The sequence below is a fragment of the Pseudomonas xantholysinigenes genome, assembly GCF_014268885.2.
In the GTDB taxonomy this organism is placed as follows: Bacteria; Pseudomonadota; Gammaproteobacteria; order Pseudomonadales; family Pseudomonadaceae; genus Aquipseudomonas; species Aquipseudomonas xantholysinigenes.
On record NZ_CP077095.1, the window covers coordinates 1307501 to 1327030 of the forward strand.

A 19530-nucleotide genomic window follows, 5' to 3' on the forward strand; every position below is an offset into this window, starting at 1 on the left:
CGTATGCGTACAAGCAGTGGGAGCCTACTTTGTTAGGTGACTGCGTACCTTTTGTATAATGGGTCAGCGACTTATATTCAGTGGCGAGCTTAACCGAATAGGGGAGGCGTAGCGAAAGCGAGTCTTAATAGGGCGCTTTAGTCGCTGGGTATAGACCCGAAACCGGGCGATCTATCCATGGGCAGGTTGAAGGTTAGGTAACACTGACTGGAGGACCGAACCGACTACCGTTGAAAAGTTAGCGGATGACCTGTGGATCGGAGTGAAAGGCTAATCAAGCTCGGAGATAGCTGGTTCTCCTCGAAAGCTATTTAGGTAGCGCCTCATGTATCACTGTAGGGGGTAGAGCACTGTTTCGGCTAGGGGGTCATCCCGACTTACCAAACCGATGCAAACTCCGAATACCTACAAGTGCCGAGCATGGGAGACACACGGCGGGTGCTAACGTCCGTCGTGAAAAGGGAAACAACCCAGACCGTCAGCTAAGGTCCCAAAGTCATGGTTAAGTGGGAAACGATGTGGGAAGGCTTAGACAGCTAGGAGGTTGGCTTAGAAGCAGCCATCCTTTAAAGAAAGCGTAATAGCTCACTAGTCGAGTCGGCCTGCGCGGAAGATGTAACGGGGCTCAAACCATGCACCGAAGCTACGGGTGTCACCTCTGGTGACGCGGTAGAGGAGCGTTCTGTAAGCCTGTGAAGGTGAGTTGAGAAGCTTGCTGGAGGTATCAGAAGTGCGAATGCTGACATGAGTAACGACAATGCGAGTGAAAAACTCGCACGCCGAAAGACCAAGGTTTCCTGCGCAACGTTAATCGACGCAGGGTTAGTCGGTCCCTAAGGCGAGGCTGAAAAGCGTAGTCGATGGAAAACAGGTTAATATTCCTGTACTTCCAGTTATTGCGATGGAGGGACGGAGAAGGCTAGGCCAGCTTGGCGTTGGTTGTCCAAGTTTAAGGTGGTAGGCTGAGATCTTAGGCAAATCCGGGATTTCAAGGCCGAGAGCTGATGACGAGTGCTCATTAGAGCGCGAAGTGGTTGATGCCATGCTTCCAAGAAAAGCTCCTAAGCTTCAGATAACTGGGAACCGTACCCCAAACCGACACAGGTGGTTAGGTAGAGAATACCAAGGCGCTTGAGAGAACTCGGGTGAAGGAACTAGGCAAAATGGCACCGTAACTTCGGGAGAAGGTGCGCCGGTGAGGGTGAAGCACTTGCTGCGTAAGCCCACGCCGGTCGAAGATACCAGGCCGCTGCGACTGTTTATTAAAAACACAGCACTCTGCAAACACGAAAGTGGACGTATAGGGTGTGACGCCTGCCCGGTGCCGGAAGGTTAATTGATGGGGTTAGCGCAAGCGAAGCTCTTGATCGAAGCCCCGGTAAACGGCGGCCGTAACTATAACGGTCCTAAGGTAGCGAAATTCCTTGTCGGGTAAGTTCCGACCTGCACGAATGGCGTAACGATGGCGGCGCTGTCTCCACCCGAGACTCAGTGAAATTGAAATCGCTGTGAAGATGCAGTGTATCCGCGGCTAGACGGAAAGACCCCGTGAACCTTTACTATAGCTTTGCACTGGACTTTGAGCTTGCTTGTGTAGGATAGGTGGGAGGCTTTGAAGTGGGGACGCCAGTTCTCATGGAGCCATCCTTGAAATACCACCCTGGCAACCTTGAGGTTCTAACTCAGGTCCGTTATCCGGATCGAGGACAGTGTATGGTGGGTAGTTTGACTGGGGCGGTCTCCTCCCAAAGAGTAACGGAGGAGTACGAAGGTGCGCTCAGACCGGTCGGAAATCGGTCGTAGAGTATAAAGGCAAAAGCGCGCTTGACTGCGAGACAAACACGTCGAGCAGGTACGAAAGTAGGTCTTAGTGATCCGGTGGTTCTGTATGGAAGGGCCATCGCTCAACGGATAAAAGGTACTCCGGGGATAACAGGCTGATACCGCCCAAGAGTTCATATCGACGGCGGTGTTTGGCACCTCGATGTCGGCTCATCACATCCTGGGGCTGAAGCCGGTCCCAAGGGTATGGCTGTTCGCCATTTAAAGTGGTACGCGAGCTGGGTTTAGAACGTCGTGAGACAGTTCGGTCCCTATCTGCCGTGGACGTTTGAGATTTGAGAGGGGCTGCTCCTAGTACGAGAGGACCGGAGTGGACGAACCTCTGGTGTTCCGGTTGTCACGCCAGTGGCATTGCCGGGTAGCTATGTTCGGAAGAGATAACCGCTGAAAGCATCTAAGCGGGAAACTTGCCTCAAGATGAGATCTCACTGGGATCTTGAATCCCCTGAAGGGCCGTCGAAGACTACGACGTTGATAGGTTGGGTGTGTAAGCGCTGTGAGGCGTTGAGCTAACCAATACTAATTGCCCGTGAGGCTTGACCATATAACACCCAAGCAATCTGCGCACGAAAGCAGATTGTGGTGGTGAAGACGAAAGACCCGAAAGTTCGCAACATCACAAATCACATATCCGAATTGGCTGAGGGTGCTGCAAGGCATTCACGGCAACAGAATTTCTTGACGACCATAGAGCATTGGAACCACCTGATCCCATCCCGAACTCAGTAGTGAAACGATGCATCGCCGATGGTAGTGTGGGGCTTCCCCATGTGAGAGTAGGTCATCGTCAAGATTCATTTCGCAAAACCCCTATCTGCGCGAGCAGGTAGGGGTTTTGTCTTTTCTGCACTCCAAAAACAAACACGTCCCCCCTGTAAGAGCGGCCTCGCCGAGGCGTCGGACCAGTCGAAATGGGGCGCGCAGCGGCCCCAGGGTTTGTGCATCACGCTGATATCGCCGGGGCCGCTTTGCGGCCCTTTCCGACCGGTCCGACGCCTCGGCAAGGCCGCTCCACACAGGGATCCGTTTGCTGACGATCATGCAAATATCCCTTGCTCGTCGGCTACCTCACATCGCTTCGTCACAGGTGCGACAATATTGCCGTCACAATTAAGTGACTTCCCCGCACCTACCCTGCGTCAAGGCTTAGGTTCGGGGCAATCCTGGCCCCCGGACAGAGCGATGCCAGCGTACCGTGCTGCGCATTTCTGGACTTTCAACCGTCCTATTACTTGAGGTAAGAAGCAAGATGGCCAAGGCCGCCGATGTCGTTGTGCAATGCCTGGAAAACGAAGGTGTCGAGTATGTGTTCGGCATCCCCGGCGAGGAGAACCTCGACCTGCTCGAGTCCCTGCGCAAGTCGAAGATCAAGCTGGTACTGACCCGCCACGAGCAATCCGCGGGCTTCATGGCCGCCACCTATGGCCGCCTGACCGGCAAGACCGGCGTCAGCCTGTCGACACTCGGCCCCGGCGCGACCAACCTGGTGACCGCCAGCGCCTATGCCTACCTGGGCGGCATGCCGATGATGATGATCACCGGCCAGAAGCCGATCAAGAAGTCCAAGCAAGGCCGTTTCCAGATCATCGACGTGTGCGGCATGATGGACCCCATCACCAAGTACACCCACCAGTTCGCCTCGGCCGACAACATCCCGGCGCGCATGCGTGAAGCCTTCCGCCTGGCTGAAGAAGAGAAACCGGGCGCCGTGCACCTGGAACTGCCGGAAGACATCGCCGCCGAGCAGACCGACGCTCTGCCGATCCCGCGCAGCCTTCACCGTCGCCCGCTGGCCGAGCACGTGGCCATCGAAGCCGCCGTGCAGAAACTGCAGAACGCCCGCAACCCGATCCTGGTGATCGGCGCCGGCGCTAACCGCAAGATGACCGCCAAGGTCCTCAAACAGCTGATCGACAAGACCGGCATCCCGTTCATCACCACCCAGATGGGTAAAGGTGTGGTCGACGAGCGTCATCCGCGCTTCCTGGGCAACGCCGCGCTGTCCTCCGGTGATTTCGTGCACCGCGCCGTCGAAGCCGCCGACCTGATCGTCAACATTGGCCACGATGTCATCGAGAAGCCGCCGTTCTTCATGGTCCGTGGCGGCACCGAAGTGATCCACGTCAGCTTCCGTTCGGCCGAGGTCGATGCCGTGTACTTCCCGCAGGTGGAAGTGATCGGCGACATCGCCAACGCCGTGTGGCAGATCAGCGAAGCGCTGACCGACACCAGCCACTGGGACTTCACCCGCCTGATGGCCATCCGTGAAGCCAACGAAGCGCAAATCGCCGAAGGCGCCGACGATGACCGCTTCCCGGTCTACCCGCAGCGCATGGTCGCCGACATCCGTCGCGCCCTGCCGTCCGAAGGCATCGTCGCCCTGGACAATGGCATCTACAAGATCTGGTTCGCCCGCAACTACAAGGCGCACAAGCCTAACACCGTGCTGCTGGACAACGCCCTGGCGACCATGGGCGCCGGCCTGCCATCGGCCATGGCCTCGCACCTGGTGTACCCGGATCGCCCGGTCATCTCGGTGTGCGGCGACGGCGGCTTCATGATGAACAGCCAGGAGCTGGAAACCGCGGTGCGCTTAGGGATGCACATCACTGTGGTGATCCTGCGTGACGACGGCTACGGCATGATCCGCTGGAAACAGGCCAACATGGGCTTCACCGATTTCGGCCTGGACTACGGCAACCCGGACTTCGTCAAGTACGCCGAAGCCTACGGCGCCAACGGTCACCGGGTGGAAAGCGCCGAAGCTTTCCTGCCGCTGCTCGAGCACTGCATCAAGACCCCGGGCGTCCACGTGATCGACTGCCCGGTGGACTACAGCGAGAACGACCGCATCCTCAACAGCGAGCTGCGTGAGCGCGCGCTGGCGGTCTGACGGCTGACGGCCCTATCGCGGGACAAGCCCGCTCCTACAGGGATTGCACAACACCTGTAGGAGCGGGCTTGTCCCGCGATTGCTTTTGTTCTGGTTACATTTCCCTCAATGCCTTCCCCCATGTGCTAGGGTGCACCCAAATTTCCGCCCTAGGACACCCGCCATGCTCCCCGCACTCAGCGAAAAAGAACTCGACCGCCTCGAAGACCTGCTGATCACCTACGGCAATGACTATTCGGTGCTCAATCTTGCCGAGCTCAATGGCTTTTTCACCGCTTTGGCCAGCTCCCCCAACAGGGTCAACCCCGAGCAATGGCTGCCTGCTGTCGCCGGCGGCAAGGTGCCGAAGTTCAAGAAGCCCGCCCATGAAGAAGCCTACACCGCGCTGATGCTGCGTTATGCCAGCCAGGTGGCGGAAGAACTGGCCGACGATCCCGAGCACTTCGAACCGCTGTTCGAGCAGAGCGAAGGCGAAGAAGGCCCGACGATCATTCTCGAAGAATGGTGCTTTGGCTACATGCGCGGTACCCAGGTGGCTGAGTGGAGCGAATTGCCGCCGGAGCAGGATCGCCTGCTCAAGGCCATTTCCCTGCATGGACTGGAAGACAATTTCGAGCTGCTCGATTCGATGAGCTTCGATGAGCATCAGGCTTGTGTACCGCTGGTGGTCGAGGCGGCGCAAGGGTTGTATCAGTACCAGAAGCAGCACCGTCATTGAGATCGTAAGCGCGGGCTTGCCCCGCGAGTGTAATTATTCCGCCTGGCGAAATACTGGATTGCTCCCAGCACTGATTCTGCTGTCGGGCGATTCAGTGCAGCATGTCCTCCAGCAGCGCCACTCCCGGCGCTGATCCGGAGCCCCGCACATGCCAAGCCCGATCAAGCTGTACAACTTCCCCAAGTCCGGCCACGCCCACCGCATCGAGCTGATGCTGTCGCTGCTCGAACTGCCCACCGAGCTGGTCTTCGTCGACCTGGCCAAGGGCGAGCACAAGCAGCCAGAATTTCTCGCCATCAACCCGTTCGGCCAGGTGCCGGTGATCGATGACAATGGCATCGTTATCGCCGATTCCAACGCTATCCTGGTCTACCTGGCCAAGGCCTACGGTGGTGAGCGCTGGTTACCTGCAGATCCGGTCGGTGCCGCTCGTGTGCAGCGCTGGCTGTCGGTGGCCGCAGGTCCCCTGGCCTTTGGGCCGGCAGCGGCACGTCTGGTGACGGTGTTCGGTGCCTCGTTCAACACCGATGAAGTCATTGGCCGTGCCCACACCCTGCTCAAGGTGATCGACGCCGAACTGGCCAAGGGCCCATTCCTGGTCGGTGACCAGGCGACCATCGCCGATATCGCCAACTACTCGTATATCGCCCACGCGCCGGAAGGCAACGTGTCGCTGGAGCCATACCGCAACGTGCGCGCCTGGCTGGCCCGGGTCGAGGCGCTGCCGGGCTTCGTGCCGATGCCGCGCACGGTCATTGGTTTGCAGACCACCCTCTGAGTCCCGAGGAATGCCGCCATGCAATCGCCCTGGCATGCAGGTGAAAAACGGCTGCAGGAGCACGTCGGTGTTGCAGAGCGCATGGAGGCGTTCGGGCAGAAGGTCATTCGTGACCATATGCCCGACCAGCATCGCACGTTCTACCAGCAGCTGCCGTTCATGGTGGCCGGAGCGGTGGACGCTGCAGGCAAACCCTGGGCGACGTTGCTCGAAGGCCCGGAAGGCTTCGTCAGCTCGCCCGATCCACGGCAACTGTTGATCGGCGCCGACCTCGCCAGCGACGATCCGGCCACGCCGGGTCTGGTGGCGGGTGGCGCTATCGGCCTGCTGGGGATCGAGCTGCACACGCGGCGGCGCAATCGCCTCAATGGCCTGATCCGCCGGGCCAGTTCCGGCCAGCTGGAGGTGGTGGTCGAGCAGTCGTTCGGTAACTGCCCGCAGTATATCCAGCTGCGCGAGTACACCCGCGTCGACGAACCGCCGCAGGGGCGCCGGGACTCGGTGGCTCTCGATGGCGTAACCCGCGCGATGATCGAAAGCGCCGACACCTTCTTTGTCGCCAGTTACGTCGATCAGGACGGTGGCCAGCGCTCGGTGGATGTATCCCATCGCGGAGGCCGGCCTGGTTTCGTCAGGGTCGAGGGCAATCGCCTGACCATTCCCGACTACGCCGGCAACCTGCATTTCAACACCCTCGGCAATCTGCTGGTCAACCCGGTCGCCGGCCTATTGTTCGTCGACTTCACTACGGGCGATGTGCTGCAGGTTTCCGGGCGCACCGAGGTCATGCTCGACAGCCCGCTGATCAGCGCCTTCGAAGGCGCCGAGCGGATCTGGACCCTGGACATCGAGCAGGTGGTGCTGCGCCGGGCTGCCGTGTCGCTGCGCTGGGCCTTCCAGGAATACGCACCCACCAGCCTGATGACCGGCACCTGGCGCGAGGCCGAGCAGCGCCTGCAACAGCGCGAACGGCAGCGTCAATGGCTGACCTGGCGGGTACTGCGCATCGAGCGGGAGAGTCGCGATATCCGCTCGTTCCATCTACAACCCGAGGATGGCGCTGCGGTGGCCTTCGCCCCTGGCCAGCATATTCCCGTGCGTTTGCGCATCGATGGGGAGACACCGCTGATCCGTACCTACAGCCTGTCCAGCGCGCCGTCCGACGGCTTCCTGCGTATCAGCGTCAAGGCGCAGGGGCCGGCGTCGCGCTATCTGCATCAACAGGTGAAGGTTGGTGATCGTCTGGAGGTGCGCCAGCCCATGGGCAGCTTCACCCTGGATCAGCAGAGTGACCGGCCACTTGTTCTGATCGGTGCCGGCGTTGGCATCACCCCGTTGATCGCCATGCTCCGCGAGCAGCTGGCCAAAGGGCAGGGGCAGCGTATCCACCTGTTCCACGGCGGGCGCACACTGGCTGACCTGCCGTTCCAGCAGGAGCTTGCCGCGCTCCAGCAACAGGCCAATGGCTTGCTGCGCATCCATCGTGCCCTGAGCCAGCCTGAGCCCTCGGCCGTGCCGGGGCAGGACTACGAATTCGCCAGCCGCCTGGGCATCGGGCAGATCAAGGCCACGTTGACACTGGACGACTACGACTTCTACCTCTGCGGCCCGGCCAGCTTCACCCAGGACCTGTACGAAGGCCTGCGCGGGGTGCATGTGCCCGACGCCCGCATCCATGCCGAAGCCTTCGGCCCTTCGACCCTGCGCCGCCACACCGACGACAACCAGCCCACGTTGCAGCAGCCCCCACCCGCCAGCGAGGCGGTGCCGGTGTACTTCGCCAGCTCCGCCAAGGAAGCGCGTTGGACGCCGGACAGCGGCACGCTGCTGGAACTGGCGGAAAGCCGTGGCCTGTCGCCGGACTTCAGTTGCCGAGGAGGCTCCTGCGGTACCTGCAGGACCAAACTGGTCAGCGGCCAGGTCCACTACCCGAACCCGCCCGCCGAATTGCCCGAGCCCGGCAGTGTGCTGATCTGCTGCGCCATCCCCGCCCAGGCCGAGGACGGCGTGCAGCCCCTGGTACTGGAGCTCTAGCGTGACCACGGCGATAATCGCCCCACGACAACGCGTGGGGCGCGGCATGGACCAGATCCACCTGATGAAAGTGTTCGTGGCCGTGGGCGAGCTGGAAAGCTTCGCCGCCGCCGCACGCCGCCTGGCCATCTCGCCGGCGGCGGTGACCCGCGCCGTCAGCGCCCTGGAGGAACAGCTCGGAGTCAAGCTGCTGCTGCGCACCACCCGCAGCGTGCGCCTGACCGAGGCCGGCGGGCGCTACCTGGAGGACACCCGGCATATCCTCGCCAGCATCGTCGAGGCCAACGAAGCCGCCGCCGGCATCAACGCTGCGCCCAAGGGCGACCTGGCGGTGACCGCACCGATCCTGTTCGGCAAGAAGTTCGTCATGCCGTGCATCGTCCGTTACCTGCAGCAGTACCCCGAGGTGGATGTGTCGGCGTACTTTCTCGACCGCGTGGTGAACCTGGTGGAGGAAGGCATGGACGTGGCGGTGCGCATCGGCCAGTTGCCCGACTCGGGCCTCAAGGCGTTGCGCGTGGGCAGGATGCGCCGCTTGCTGTGTGCCTCGCCCGAGTACCTCGAACGCCACGGCACGCCGCGCCATCCCTCGGAATTGCAGAAGCACGAAGTCATCGCCGCCGGCACCCTGTCGCCACGCACCGACTGGCGCTTCGGCGCCATCGACGACCCGACGCTGATCCGCATGAAGCCACGCCTGACCGTGACCAGCAACGACGCCGCCATCGCCGCGGCCAGTGCCGGGCTCGGGATTGCACGGTTGCTGTCGTACCAGGTGGCGGATGAAGTGGCGGCCGGGCGCTTGCAGGTGATCCTGGCTGAATACGAGGAAGCGCCGTGGCCGATCCATATCCTGCATCGGGAGAGTAAATATGGCTCGACCAAGGTGCGGACCTTTATCGATATGTTGGCCGAGCATTTGCGTAGCCAGGTGCACTTGGCTTGATCCAGATAGCTGGGGCTGCTGCGCAGCCCTTTCGCGGCACAAGGCCGCTCCTACAGAGAGATGCGCGTTCCCCTGTAGGAGCGGCCTTGTGCCGCGAAAGGGGCGCAAAGCGCCCCCAGCAATCAAGCGCCTGAAAGCGCCGCACACTCCGCCAGCACCCTCAACCCGCCCATCACCTCTGGCGTAATCACCCGCCCCAGGCACACCCGTAACCCAGTGCCACACTTCCCATCGGCAAAGAACATCCCGCTGGCGCCGACATTGCAGCCACGCTCCGCCGCAAGCCGCTGCAGCGCCACCACGTCCGTCCCTTCCGGCAATTCGATCCAATGGATAAACCCACCCTGCGGCGCCACATACCGCGTCCCCGGCGGAAACGCCGAGCGCACCAACGTCTCCATCACTCCGGCCTGCGCCGCCAGCCGGCCGCGTAGCTTGGCGCAGTGCTCCTCCATGTACCCCCGGCCGATGAACTCATCCAGCACCCGCTGGGCCAGGCTCGACACCGCCAGGTTGCGCGAAAACAATTGGGCCAGGATCGCATCCCGATACCGCCCAGCCACGCACCAGCCCACCCGGTACCCCGGCGCCACGGTCTTGGAGAACGACGAGCAATAGATCGTCTGCCCCGTCTCGTCGTAGTGCTTGATCGCCTTGGGCCGCTGCGCCTCGTCCACCAGGTCGAAGAAGATATCGTCCTCGATGATCGGCACATCCGCTGCCTGCGCCAACTGTGAGAGCCGTGCCCGCGCCGCGTCGGGCATGATGAAGCCCCGCGGGTTCTGCAGCGTCGGGTTGAGGAACACTACATTGACCTTGCCGCGCTTGAGGGCCCACTCCAGGTGGTCGAGGTCCATGCCGCTGTCGGCGTGGGTGCGGATGGGCAGGGCGCGCATACCCAGGCGTTCGATGGTTTGCAGGATGCCGTAGTAGGTCGGCGTCTCGATGGCCACCGTGGCGCCTGGCCGGGCGACGGCTTCGAGGGCCAGTTCGAGGGCGATGGTGTCGCCGGAGGTCACCAGGACTTCGTCCGGGCCGCAGGCAACGCCACGTTGCAGCATCAGACCGGCAAGGCGTCGGCGCAACGAGGCGAGGCCTGGTGGGGCAACCAGGCCGGCCAGCGGTTGGTCGGCCTTGGCGGCCAGGCTCGCCAGGCACTTGTTCAGCAGAACCTGGGGTGTGAGCTCGTCGTGCAACACGGCAGAGCTCAATGAGAGGTGGGTGTTGCTGGCCGCCTGGGCGAGCATCGCCACCACCGCGTGATTGACGTTGACAGTGACACTGGCCAGATCGAACCCCTGTACTGCGGCTGCGCCCTTGGCGACGAAATAACCCACTCGCGGCGTGGCCTGCACATAGGCATTGGCCTCCAGCTCCGCCAAGGCCCGCTGCACGGTGGCGATGCTGCTGTCAAACAGCCGCGCCAGTTCGCGCACCGAGGGCAGTTGCATGCCGCTGGGCCATTCGCCGCTGTCGATCTGGCGCAGCAGCCAGGCGTTGACGGTGTGCCAGCGTTTGTCGGGCTTGGGGTTGCGATCCATGGCGGCCTTGTGTGGTGTCAAGCGGGGGCCCCGGAAAGGTAGAGCAAAACCGTGCCCGTTGCAGCCACGATGACGATACTCAGCAGCACCAGGGCGAAGCCGAAGCGGATTAGCCCATGCTCTTCCTCACGGTCGGCCCCGGCCAGCCCGATGACCAGCGACAGGATCGACAACGAGCCCAACGCGCCATGCCCCGCGGCGCTGTTGGCCATGGCGGCCAGCCATGGGCCATGGGCGCTGGATAATGCCGCAATGGACGGCATCACCAGCGTGGTGCCGCCGACATTGGAGCCTGTCACGTAACCGGCCAGCCCGGCCAGCAGCGACACCGTCGAAGCCAGCGATACGCCCGACATCGCTTGCAGCGCGCGTTGCACCTCGACCAGGAAACCGGCCTTGACCATCACCTGGGAAAGCAGCAGGAACAAGAAGATCGTCGCCACTGGAAAGCGCGCCCGTTTGACCAGCGCCTGCCAGGGAAAACCCGCGCCTTGGCGCGCGGTCATCATCAGCACCACCAGCAGCAAGGCTAGTCCCGGCGACGCCAGCGGTTTCCACGACACGTTATTGCCGTGCACCACCCACAGCCCGTCCCAGCTCGACAGCAGGAACAGCCCCCGCGTGGCGATGATCACCCCCAGCAAGGCCAGGTACGGCCATGCCGTCTGCGGCCAGCGCACCAGGGCCCCGCGCCGCGCCCAGGAAAGCCCCAGGCCGACGCACACCACCGCCAGCCCGGCCAGTACCCCAGCGGCTTCGGGGCCAATCCAGCGGTTGATTACATACAACATCGCGCTGAACAACAGCGAGATCAGCCCCAGGCCGAGCCACGCCTGTACGCTGCGAACCCGTGCCAACGCCAGTGCCACAGCCGCAAGGGCCAGGAACACCGGGGCGCTGACCAGCGCCGAATGGCTGCCCAGTTCCTGCGCCGGCACATGGGCCAGCAACGCGCCGATCACCGTGGCCAGCCCGAGCGTGCCCCAGGGCATCACCACCATGCCGGCCAGGGCCATCTTCATGCCGACCTGACGCGAGAACAGCCCCATCAGCAGCGGCACCGTGGCGATCAGCGATACGCCGAAGCCGGTCATCGCCTCCAGCAACGGCGCCAGACCCAGCACGATGAAGATCACCTGCATCGGCGGCGTCCAGCCCAGCTCCCGCACCCAGGCGCCGATCGCCTGCGGGGCGTTGGCGCGCTCGACCAGGATGACGAAGGCCAGCCCCGGAACGATCACGCAGGCGGTGCTGAGGAACAGGATCAGGGTGTCTTGCAGGATGGCGCCGGACACCGCCGCCGACAGCGGCTGCGCGGCGCCCAGGCCCCACAGCAGCAAGACACCGGCCACGCCGGCCAGCGCGGCCTGCACGGGGGGGCGGCGCAGCAGCAGGATCAGGGCGATCACCAGGCCTATGGGGGACATTTGCAGCAGCAGGGCAGCCATGATGTGGGTTCCTTTAGCCATCCAGGGAGTGAGGTGGAGGGTGAAGGGCGGGCGCCTGCTGAAACAGATACAGCGCCCGGGCGATTTTCAATACAGCCCGGGAGTGGGGTACTGCGGTGTTGGGAAGGAGCAAGGGCAAAGTAGTGGTTTGGGGGAGCATCGAACGCTGATGCTGAGCAGCCCGTTTGCTCAAAGCCCCTCGCCAAGATAGAGGCGGTGTACTTCACCGATCCGCTTACTGGCCGAGACCGGGACGCCTGCATCCTGGGCAAACCGCGGCCATTGTGCGACGGCTTCGCAGACTTCCTTGATGATCTGTCGTGCGTTCATGCCGCGAACCTGGCTGGCCACGCTCAACAGATCATCGAGGGTGAAGTCGTCGCGCTTGCCGTTCACGGTCATCTGGTGGCTATCGACCCAGAAGCTGCCAGGCAGGTAGGAATAGGACACGTCATACGCCGGCGTCAGGTACCAAGTGCCGTCGGTGTCCATCATGAAGGCTGTGTTCTTGGTGTGATCGTCCTGGTTGCGCGCTACCAGGTTGAAGACCATACGGCGGTAGAACTGTTCGGCGCCATCGCGGGAAATCCGCAGTGCGCGCATCACCCCGAAGGCCTCGGCATAGGAGTATTGGCCAGGCTTGCGGAAGTCGGCGTGGTCGAGTGCGCACAAGGTCGCGACGTGGATCTTTTCACCTTCGGTCGTGCGGTCGAAGCGCCGGGTCATGAAGTGAGCGCGTCCACCTTCCTCCAGCAATCGGCACTCGGTCATGGTGATGCCGGCCGCCTTGGCCATCAGGTGGTAGGCGTACTCGATGCGCCCGTAGCCTTGCGAGTCCGCCAGTACGGTCGAGTCCTTGGCCACATCGAACTTGAGTAACCAGTACTCGAAGCCCGGCGGCGCGGTGACCTGGCCCGAACGGATCTCGCCTTCGGCATTCATGGCGATCACCGCCTTTGCCCGGGCGCCGCCTGCGCTGGTACCGATCTGGATGAGGTGCTGCAGGGCGCTGTCGTCCAGCGACGGGTCCTTGGCATCCAGGCGTTCAGCGATCGACTCGCGTTCGGACAACACCTCGCTGGCCAGGCGCACCAGTGCATCGATATGGATGCTCTCCCCCTTGTCCCGCTCGGTAGCCATCGCCGGACGATACTCCAGAGCGCCCATGCCGCGCTTGCCCTGGTACAGCAGGCGCTCGACCGGGGTGAACGTTGCCTTGTCACGCCCCTGCTGGGCCAGCCAGGCATCGATCAGCGCGTTGCCGAAATCATCGGGCAGCGAGTCGGCCAGGATCGAGGGCAGGCCCTTGAAGGTTTCGCGGTCCAGCCCCTGGAACACGTAGGTGTAGTCCTGGCGCAAGGGCATGTGGACCGGCGAGATCTCAAGGCCGGTCCTGATGAACTCGGGGGTGTATTCGAACTCTCCGATCTGGGTCTGCGTGTTCCAGTTGAGCGCGCCTACATACACATCCCAGAGATAGATCCGTGCAATCACCAGCTGTCATCCTTGTCGGGTTTCGGGCCACCAATGAGCGTGGGCTTGCCGATAGGCGTCCTGATTCCGTGTTCAGGTACCGGCGGTGTAGCCCGTGTGACGGTCGCCCGTATCCGCTGTTTGCCCTGCATTTTTGCCAGTTGCACGGGGCTGGTCCTGACGTCCTCGATGAGGGAGGCGAGACGATCAAGCTCTCCCAGCACCCTCAGGACGGCAATCACGTTCACCAGGGTGCCTTTGCCTGCCGTGAGCTTGCGGTAGGTCTCCCGGGAAATCCCGGCTTCATGGGCGACGATGTCCTGGCCAATATTACGCTTCAGGCGGATAGCCTCAATGCGTTGGCCGATCTCGTTGGCGATAGCGTCGTCAGTCATTGATATGGCTTTCATAACGCCTTGGATCCTATGCTTAAAACGCCGTTATTGACCTGAATGCCTAGGATTCTAGGCTTTGTATAGTGCGCTTGAAAGAAAAATCCGCTACTGGATAAAGACTAGTTTTATAGGCGTTAAGTGCACATTTTAGTGTTTTTACCAAGAATCCTAGGCGTTGTCTGATCCTGGTTTCCGCGGCGGATTTCAGCGATTGGTTTACCACATTTCGTTTCGCGCAGAACGGGCTACCGCATCGAACGTCCCGAAGTGACCAGACCTGCCAGCACCTTCTCCAGTTTCACCACCGCCTCCCTCATCTCAGCGGGTGTCAGTGCCGCAAAGCCCATCAGCAAGCCGGCATCGTTCCTCGGCACCGCGTACAAGCTGCCCAGCCCCAACAGATCGATGCCCACACCGCGTGCCGCCCTGACCACGGCGTCTTCAGACAGGCCCTGCACGAAATGACAGGGCATCTGCAGCCCGCCGGCGGGCACCTGCGGCACGAGAAACGCCCCCAGGTGCCTGCGCAGCAGATTCGCCAGCACATCCCGGCGCTCGGCGTAGAGCGCGCGCATGGCCCGCACATGGGCGTTGAAGTGCCCGCCTTCCATGAAGCGGGCCAGGGTCAGCTGGGCGATGGAGGCGTTATGCCCGTCCTGCAGCGTGCGGGCGGTGGTCATCGGCGCGACGAGCTGGGGCGGCAGCAGCAGGTAGCCGATGCGCAGGCCGGCGAACAGCGATTTGGTGAAGGTGCCGATGTACAGCGTGCGCTCGTGTGGGTCCAGGCCCTGCACGCAGGCGGTGGGGCGGCCGGCGTAGTGGAACTCGCTGTCGTAGTCGTCCTCGATGATCCAGGCGCGTTGCTGGCGGGCCCATTCGATCGCCAGCAGGCGCCGGTCCAGCGTCAGGGTCGCGCCGGTCGGGTATTGGTGCGAAGGGGTGAGGAACACCGCCCGGGCATCCGGCGCCAGCCGGGCCATGGCGTCCACCTGCAGACCGTGCGAGTCCACCGGGACCGGCACGCATGCCAGGCCGGCGGCGGTGACGGCTTTGCGGGTGCCCTGGTACAGCGGGTCCTCGACCAGCACCTGGTCGCCGGCGTCCATGAGCACTTGGGCGCACAGGCCAAGGGCCTGTTGCGAGCTGGTGAGGATCAGGATGCGCTCGGCGGATGCCTGGGCCCCGCGCTCGAGGTTGAGGTAGTCGGCGATTGCCCTGCGCAAGGGGGCCATGCCCTGCGGCTCGCTGTGTTCCAGCGCCTGCGTGCCGTACTCCTTGTACACCTGCCGCTCCAGCTTCTCCCAGATGGCCAGGGGGAAGTGCCGGCTTTCGGCCACGCCCGGGGCGAAGGGGCGGGGCGACTGGAAGTTGTGGACGCCACCGCTGTGCAGAATCGCTGTGCCTCGGCGGCTCAACTGCACAGGGGCTTCGCTGTGTGTCGGGCGTTGGCGCTTGCGCGACGGCAGGCACCGGGCCCGTTGCGACACGAAGCTGCCGCTGCCTACGCGCCGCTCGATAAAGCCCTCGGCGTGCAACTGGCTGTAGGCCGACTCCACGGTATCCCGCGAGACGCCCAGGGACTGGGCCAGCGGGCGCGAGGCGGGCAGCGCCTTGCCCACCGGCAGTGCGCCGTCGAGGATCAACTGGCGGATCGCCCGTTGGATACGCACATGCAAGGCCAGCGCGCCGTGGGCGGGGTCGTTGATCCAGGCTTTCACCGATTCCAGCTGCGCGTGTTTGAACATTGGCCTGATTCCCTGGCTGATGGACCTGATTTATGGCTGCCAATGCCGGGGGCGCAAAGCGCCCCCGGCAATCTCAAGCCCTACCCCTATCCAGAACCCCAAAATGGTCTGGCTATTACCAATCAATTGGCAGGTAAAAACCAACCACTTATCCGCTATAAAACCCCAGCCCGCAAGCAACCACCAAGGAAGGCAAGCGCTACGGGCAGGCCGGCCCCCTCACTCATTCACACTGCTTTGCCCAAAAGGGGTTCCACCAATGACCACCACCCAACTACCCGTCTTCATCCGCGAAGTGAAGCAAACCGACCTCCAGCCCTGGCACGACTACTGGGTGCAATACCAGGCCTTCTACCAGGTAGACCTGGGCCCAGCCATCACCGAGCGCACCTGGGCCCGCTTCTTCGACCCGACCGAACCCATGCACTGCGCCGTGGCCACCGACGGCGAACAGCTCTTCGGCTTCGTCCACTATGTGTTCCACCGCTCGACTTGGGGACGCAACGACTTCTGCTACCTGGAAGACCTGTTCGTGTGCCCGAGCGCCCGCGGGCGGATGCTCGGCAAGCAACTGATCGAGTTCGTCCAGGACCAGGCCCGGCAGCAGCAGTGCGACCGCCTGTACTGGCATACCCAGGAGACCAACCGGACTGCGCAGCGGTTGTATGACTGGATTGCCGAGAAGCCGGGGGTGATCGAGTATCGGATGCCGTTGAATATTGCTAACTAAGCCTGTCACTGTCTGTGCTGGCGCCATCGCAGGGCTGTGCGACATCCACCCATAGCGCAAACCTGTAGGAGCGGGCTTGCCCCGCGATGGGCCGCAAAGCGGCCCCAATGTACCGAATGATCGATAACTGATTCAGGCCTAGCCGTTGATGGTCTTTCGAGTGCTATTGCGTGAGGGCCGCAAGGCGCTTGGCGGTGGTCTTGCAGTGCTCTCTAGATGCGCGGCGCTTCGCGGGTAAACCCGCTCCCACAGTTTATTTCGGGCCAGTCTCTCCTGTGCCATTACCTGGTCCGCCTTGATAGTACGGCGGGGTCTCAGCGTGTGCGTTGCCGCCGCTCCACATGACTCAAGGCATGCACCAAGGCAGGCACCGGTACTTTCACAGGAACTATTGGCCCGAAACAAACTGTGGGAGCGGCCTTGTGCCGCGATGCGCCGCGCGGGCTGCGCTCGATCTGGTAGGCGCTACAGGATCCCCGACGAACACCTTTCGGCCCTCACGCAAACACTTTGAAAGCGAACACAATAAAAAAGGCTGCCCGAGGGCAGCCTTCTGGAGTAGCTGGACAAATCAGTCCCAGCTCAGAGCACCACCAGTCTGGTACTCGATAACGCGAGTCTCAAAGAAGTTCTTCTCCTTCTTCAAGTCCATGATCTCGCTCATCCATGGGAACGGGTTGGTAGTCCCCGGATACTCTTCCTTCAACCCAATCTGAGTCAGTCGACGGTTGGCAATGAACTTGAGGTAGTCCTCCATCATCGCCGCATTCATGCCCAGCACGCCGCGTGGCATGGTGTCACGGGCGTATTCGATCTCCAGCTGGGTACCCTGCAGAATCATCTGGGTAGCCTCTTCCTTCATCGCGGCATCCCACAGGTGCGGGTTCTCGATCTTGATCTGGTTGATCACGTCGATGCCGAAGTTCAGGTGCATGGACTCGTCGCGCAGGATGTACTGGAACTGCTCGGCGACGCCGGTCATCTTGTTGCGGCGGCCCATGGACAGGATCTGGGTGAAGCCGCAGTAGAAGAAGATGCCTTCCAGTACGCAGTAGTAGGCGATCAGGTTGCGCAGCAGCTCTTTGTCGGTCTCGACGGTGCCGGTATTGAACTCAGGATCCGAGATGGCGCGGGTGTACTTCAGGCCCCAGGCGGCTTTTTTCGCGACCGACGGGATCTCGTGGTACATGTTGAAGATCTCGCCTTCATCCATGCCCAGCGATTCGATGCAGTACTGGTAGGCGTGGGTGTGGATCGCCTCTTCGAAGGCCTGGCGCAGGATGTACTGGCGGCACTCGGGGTTGGTGATCAGGCGGTACACGGCCAGGGCCAGGTTGTTGGCAACCAGCGAGTCGGCGGTGGAGAAGAAGCCGAGGTTGCGCATCACGATGCGGCGCTCGTCTTCGGTCAGGCCGTCCATGCTCTTCCACAGGGCGATGTCGGCGGTCATGTTGACCTCTTGCGGCATCCAGTGGTTGGCGCAGCCGTCGAGGTACTTCTGCCAGGCCCAGTCGTACTTGAACGGGACCAGCTGGTTGAGGTCGGCGCGGCAGTTGATCATGCGCTTTTCATCGACCGCGACGCGGGCCGAGGAGCCTTCCAGCTCGGCCAGGCCTTCGGCGATGTCCAGGGCGTCCAGGGCAGCCTTGGCGCGCTTGACGGCGTCGGAGTCGGCGGCGGTGGCGGCGCGGGCTTCCAGGGCGGCGGCACCGCCGGCGCTGTCGAGCTTGTCGAGGGTGGTGGCTGCGGCCTGCGCGGGGGTGTTTCCTTTGGCGGCGACTTCACCGTCTTCTTTGTCGAATTCGTCCCAGCTCAGCATCGTATTAAGCTCCTGCGTGAGGGTTACCTACGGCAACCGTTGGATTTAGAAAGAGGTTTTGCGATACCGCATATGCCACTCGGCTTGGGTGGGGGAGGCCGACCTCCCATCGCATCGATAATCTATTCGGGCTAGTAACCACTTGTTCACGATCTGTCGGGTGTCGTAACAAGTAGGAAATGCATGGCCTCAGATACAGGCGTTTCGCCTGCATTGGGCAGCTTTTCGCCCTTTCAAAGGGCGCGCATTATACCGGAATCACTACCCGCTGGGGTAAGGCGGGATCCGGTCTGATGTACATTTCGACCGGCGTTAAGGACGGTCGTTCGTTCGCTTAGCGAGTGGTAGCGGGAAAGGAGTTTAGCTCAGAGCAACAATATATGGTGTCTTTTTTTGTCAAAAGGCACCATATGTTGATTTTGAGCAAGGCCTGCGGGGGGAGTCCCAGTGAGGGGCGCGTTGCGGAAGGGGGAGGGAGAGGCCATCCGTGGCCAACGTCACCAGCATTATTACGGGTGAGTATTTTTCCAGCCTATACGTCTAACGTGTGAGTCCATTTAGAAACGCCGGCTTTGGACAGGTAGTCGACCAATGGACGCGAGCCAAAGAATTGAAGCCTGCTTCCCAAGCGGTACGCAAGGGCTGACTGGTCGATCCTGAATCCCAGGGCTCGTGCCGCGCTTGTCAGATGGAGGAGAAGACCGTCGTTATCTCCATTGGTGGCTTTGGCATCGAAAACGGCGAAATCAATCCAGCCGCCGTTCTGTCCCCGTTCTCTGAGGTGGGCCATTCGAATTTTCATAATGCAGCCCCCTAGCGGTCTTTGTTCGATTGAGATACGAGCGAAGCAGCAAGTGACTTGCTGTTTGCACTGTATTTCTCGCTCTGAAGGACCTTGGAAGCAGTGGCCTCCATAGCAGCACCAGTTTGTTTACTGGTATGAGCCTGCGCCAATGCCGACGCGGCAAGGCTTTTTGCGATGGCTGATGCGCTGGGATCTCGAAGCGTCTCAGATGCCAGATGGGCGATGTTGTCGGAGGTGTTTTTTCTATTTGTTGCCATGGTGGTACCTATCTATAGACATGATTAAGGATCATGCTTCGAGGGACCACTGAGCAGTGAGCCATTGACGTGTTCGTCTGAATAAGGCTCAATTGCACACCCTCGA

The 19530-nt window shown here is 61.8% G+C and carries 13 protein-coding genes and 2 rRNA genes (1 of these 15 running past the window's edge); 8 read left to right on the plus strand and 7 right to left on the minus strand.

Features of this window, described 5'->3' with window-relative positions; translation table 11 throughout:
• The 7 genes from HU772_RS06000 to HU772_RS06030 form a co-directional block, all read left to right on the plus strand.
• Window positions 1-2386: ribosomal RNA gene (locus HU772_RS06000) — 23S ribosomal RNA — on the plus strand; it begins 507 nt to the left of the window's first position.
• A 133-nt stretch (window positions 2387-2519) separates the two neighbouring features.
• Window positions 2520-2635: ribosomal RNA gene (gene rrf, locus HU772_RS06005) — 5S ribosomal RNA — on the plus strand.
• A gap of 456 nt (window positions 2636-3091) precedes the next feature.
• Window positions 3092-4735 (plus strand): acetolactate synthase large subunit, encoded by a 1644-nt coding sequence (locus tag HU772_RS06010; RefSeq protein WP_102685196.1) that lies wholly within the window; start codon window positions 3092-3094, stop codon window positions 4733-4735.
• A gap of 163 nt (window positions 4736-4898) precedes the next feature.
• Window positions 4899-5453 (plus strand): UPF0149 family protein, encoded by a 555-nt coding sequence (locus HU772_RS06015; protein ID WP_186655354.1) that lies wholly within the window; start codon window positions 4899-4901, stop codon window positions 5451-5453.
• A 148-nt stretch (window positions 5454-5601) separates the two neighbouring features.
• The gene (locus HU772_RS06020) at window positions 5602-6231 is read left to right on the plus strand and encodes a glutathione S-transferase family protein (RefSeq protein ID WP_186655357.1); all 630 of its coding nucleotides are present in this window, start codon (window positions 5602-5604) and stop codon (window positions 6229-6231) included.
• An 18-nt stretch (window positions 6232-6249) separates the two neighbouring features.
• Entirely contained in the window at window positions 6250-8265 is a 2016-nt protein-coding gene (locus HU772_RS06025) for a pyridoxamine 5'-phosphate oxidase family protein (protein ID WP_186655360.1), read from the plus strand.
• Window positions 8266-8311: 46 nt separating this feature from the next.
• Window positions 8312-9211, plus strand: coding sequence for a LysR family transcriptional regulator (locus HU772_RS06030; RefSeq protein ID WP_186656140.1), 900 nt, complete (start codon window positions 8312-8314; stop codon window positions 9209-9211).
• A 122-nt stretch (window positions 9212-9333) separates the two neighbouring features.
• On the opposite strand, the gene HU772_RS06035 is transcribed toward HU772_RS06030, so the two are convergent.
• The 5 genes from HU772_RS06035 to pdxR form a co-directional block, all read right to left on the minus strand.
• Window positions 9334-10752: an aminotransferase-like domain-containing protein gene (locus HU772_RS06035; protein WP_186655363.1), complete on the minus strand. Its 1419-nt coding sequence runs from the start codon at window positions 10750-10752 to the stop codon at window positions 9334-9336.
• Window positions 10753-10769: 17 nt separating this feature from the next.
• Window positions 10770-12200 (minus strand): L-lactate permease, encoded by a 1431-nt coding sequence (locus HU772_RS06040; RefSeq protein WP_186655366.1) that lies wholly within the window; start codon window positions 12198-12200, stop codon window positions 10770-10772.
• Window positions 12201-12389: 189 nt separating this feature from the next.
• Entirely contained in the window at window positions 12390-13694 is a 1305-nt protein-coding gene (locus HU772_RS06045) for a type II toxin-antitoxin system HipA family toxin (protein ID WP_186655370.1), read from the minus strand.
• Window positions 13691-14068 (minus strand): helix-turn-helix domain-containing protein, encoded by a 378-nt coding sequence (locus HU772_RS06050; protein ID WP_186655372.1) that lies wholly within the window; start codon window positions 14066-14068, stop codon window positions 13691-13693. The genes HU772_RS06045 and HU772_RS06050 overlap by 4 nt, the downstream gene beginning before the upstream one ends.
• Before the next feature lie 245 nt (window positions 14069-14313).
• Window positions 14314-15813 carry a MocR-like pyridoxine biosynthesis transcription factor PdxR gene (gene pdxR / locus HU772_RS06055; RefSeq protein WP_186655375.1) on the minus strand — a complete coding sequence of 500 codons (1500 nt, stop codon included), beginning with the start codon at window positions 15811-15813 and terminating at the stop codon, window positions 14314-14316.
• 259 nt (window positions 15814-16072) lie between these two features.
• On the opposite strand from pdxR, the gene HU772_RS06060 reads away from it, so the two are divergent.
• Window positions 16073-16543, plus strand: coding sequence for a GNAT family N-acetyltransferase (locus HU772_RS06060; protein ID WP_186655378.1), 471 nt, complete (start codon window positions 16073-16075; stop codon window positions 16541-16543).
• 571 nt (window positions 16544-17114) lie between these two features.
• On the opposite strand, the gene HU772_RS06065 is transcribed toward HU772_RS06060, so the two are convergent.
• Together HU772_RS06065 and HU772_RS06070 are read right to left on the minus strand one after the other, a co-directional pair.
• Window positions 17115-18362: a ribonucleotide-diphosphate reductase subunit beta gene (locus tag HU772_RS06065; protein WP_186655381.1), complete on the minus strand. Its 1248-nt coding sequence runs from the start codon at window positions 18360-18362 to the stop codon at window positions 17115-17117.
• An 813-nt stretch (window positions 18363-19175) separates the two neighbouring features.
• The gene (locus HU772_RS06070; protein WP_186655384.1) at window positions 19176-19424 is read right to left on the minus strand and encodes a hypothetical protein; all 249 of its coding nucleotides are present in this window, start codon (window positions 19422-19424) and stop codon (window positions 19176-19178) included.
• Window positions 19425-19530 lie beyond the last annotated feature (106 nt).

Bases quoted from the DNA above. Each gene is read 5' to 3' on its own strand.
- HU772_RS06010 (WP_102685196.1), top strand. From the start codon at position 3,092: ATGGCCAAGGCCGCCGATGTCGTTGTGCAATGCCTGGAAAACGAAGGT.
- HU772_RS06015 (WP_186655354.1), top strand. From the start codon at position 4,899: ATGCTCCCCGCACTCAGCGAAAAAGAACTCGACCGCCTCGAAGACCTG.
- HU772_RS06020 (WP_186655357.1), top strand. From the start codon at position 5,602: ATGCCAAGCCCGATCAAGCTGTACAACTTCCCCAAGTCCGGCCACGCC.
- HU772_RS06025 (WP_186655360.1), top strand. From the start codon at position 6,250: ATGCAATCGCCCTGGCATGCAGGTGAAAAACGGCTGCAGGAGCACGTC.
- HU772_RS06030 (WP_186656140.1), top strand. From the start codon at position 8,312: ATGGACCAGATCCACCTGATGAAAGTGTTCGTGGCCGTGGGCGAGCTG.
- HU772_RS06035 (WP_186655363.1), bottom strand. From the start codon at position 10,752: ATGGATCGCAACCCCAAGCCCGACAAACGCTGGCACACCGTCAACGCC.
- HU772_RS06040 (WP_186655366.1), bottom strand. From the start codon at position 12,200: ATGGCTGCCCTGCTGCTGCAAATGTCCCCCATAGGCCTGGTGATCGCC.
- HU772_RS06050 (WP_186655372.1), bottom strand. From the start codon at position 14,068: ATGACTGACGACGCTATCGCCAACGAGATCGGCCAACGCATTGAGGCT.
- pdxR (WP_186655375.1), bottom strand. From the start codon at position 15,813: ATGTTCAAACACGCGCAGCTGGAATCGGTGAAAGCCTGGATCAACGAC.
- HU772_RS06060 (WP_186655378.1), top strand. From the start codon at position 16,073: ATGACCACCACCCAACTACCCGTCTTCATCCGCGAAGTGAAGCAAACC.
- HU772_RS06065 (WP_186655381.1), bottom strand. From the start codon at position 18,362: ATGCTGAGCTGGGACGAATTCGACAAAGAAGACGGTGAAGTCGCCGCC.
- HU772_RS06070 (WP_186655384.1), bottom strand. From the start codon at position 19,424: ATGGCAACAAATAGAAAAAACACCTCCGACAACATCGCCCATCTGGCA.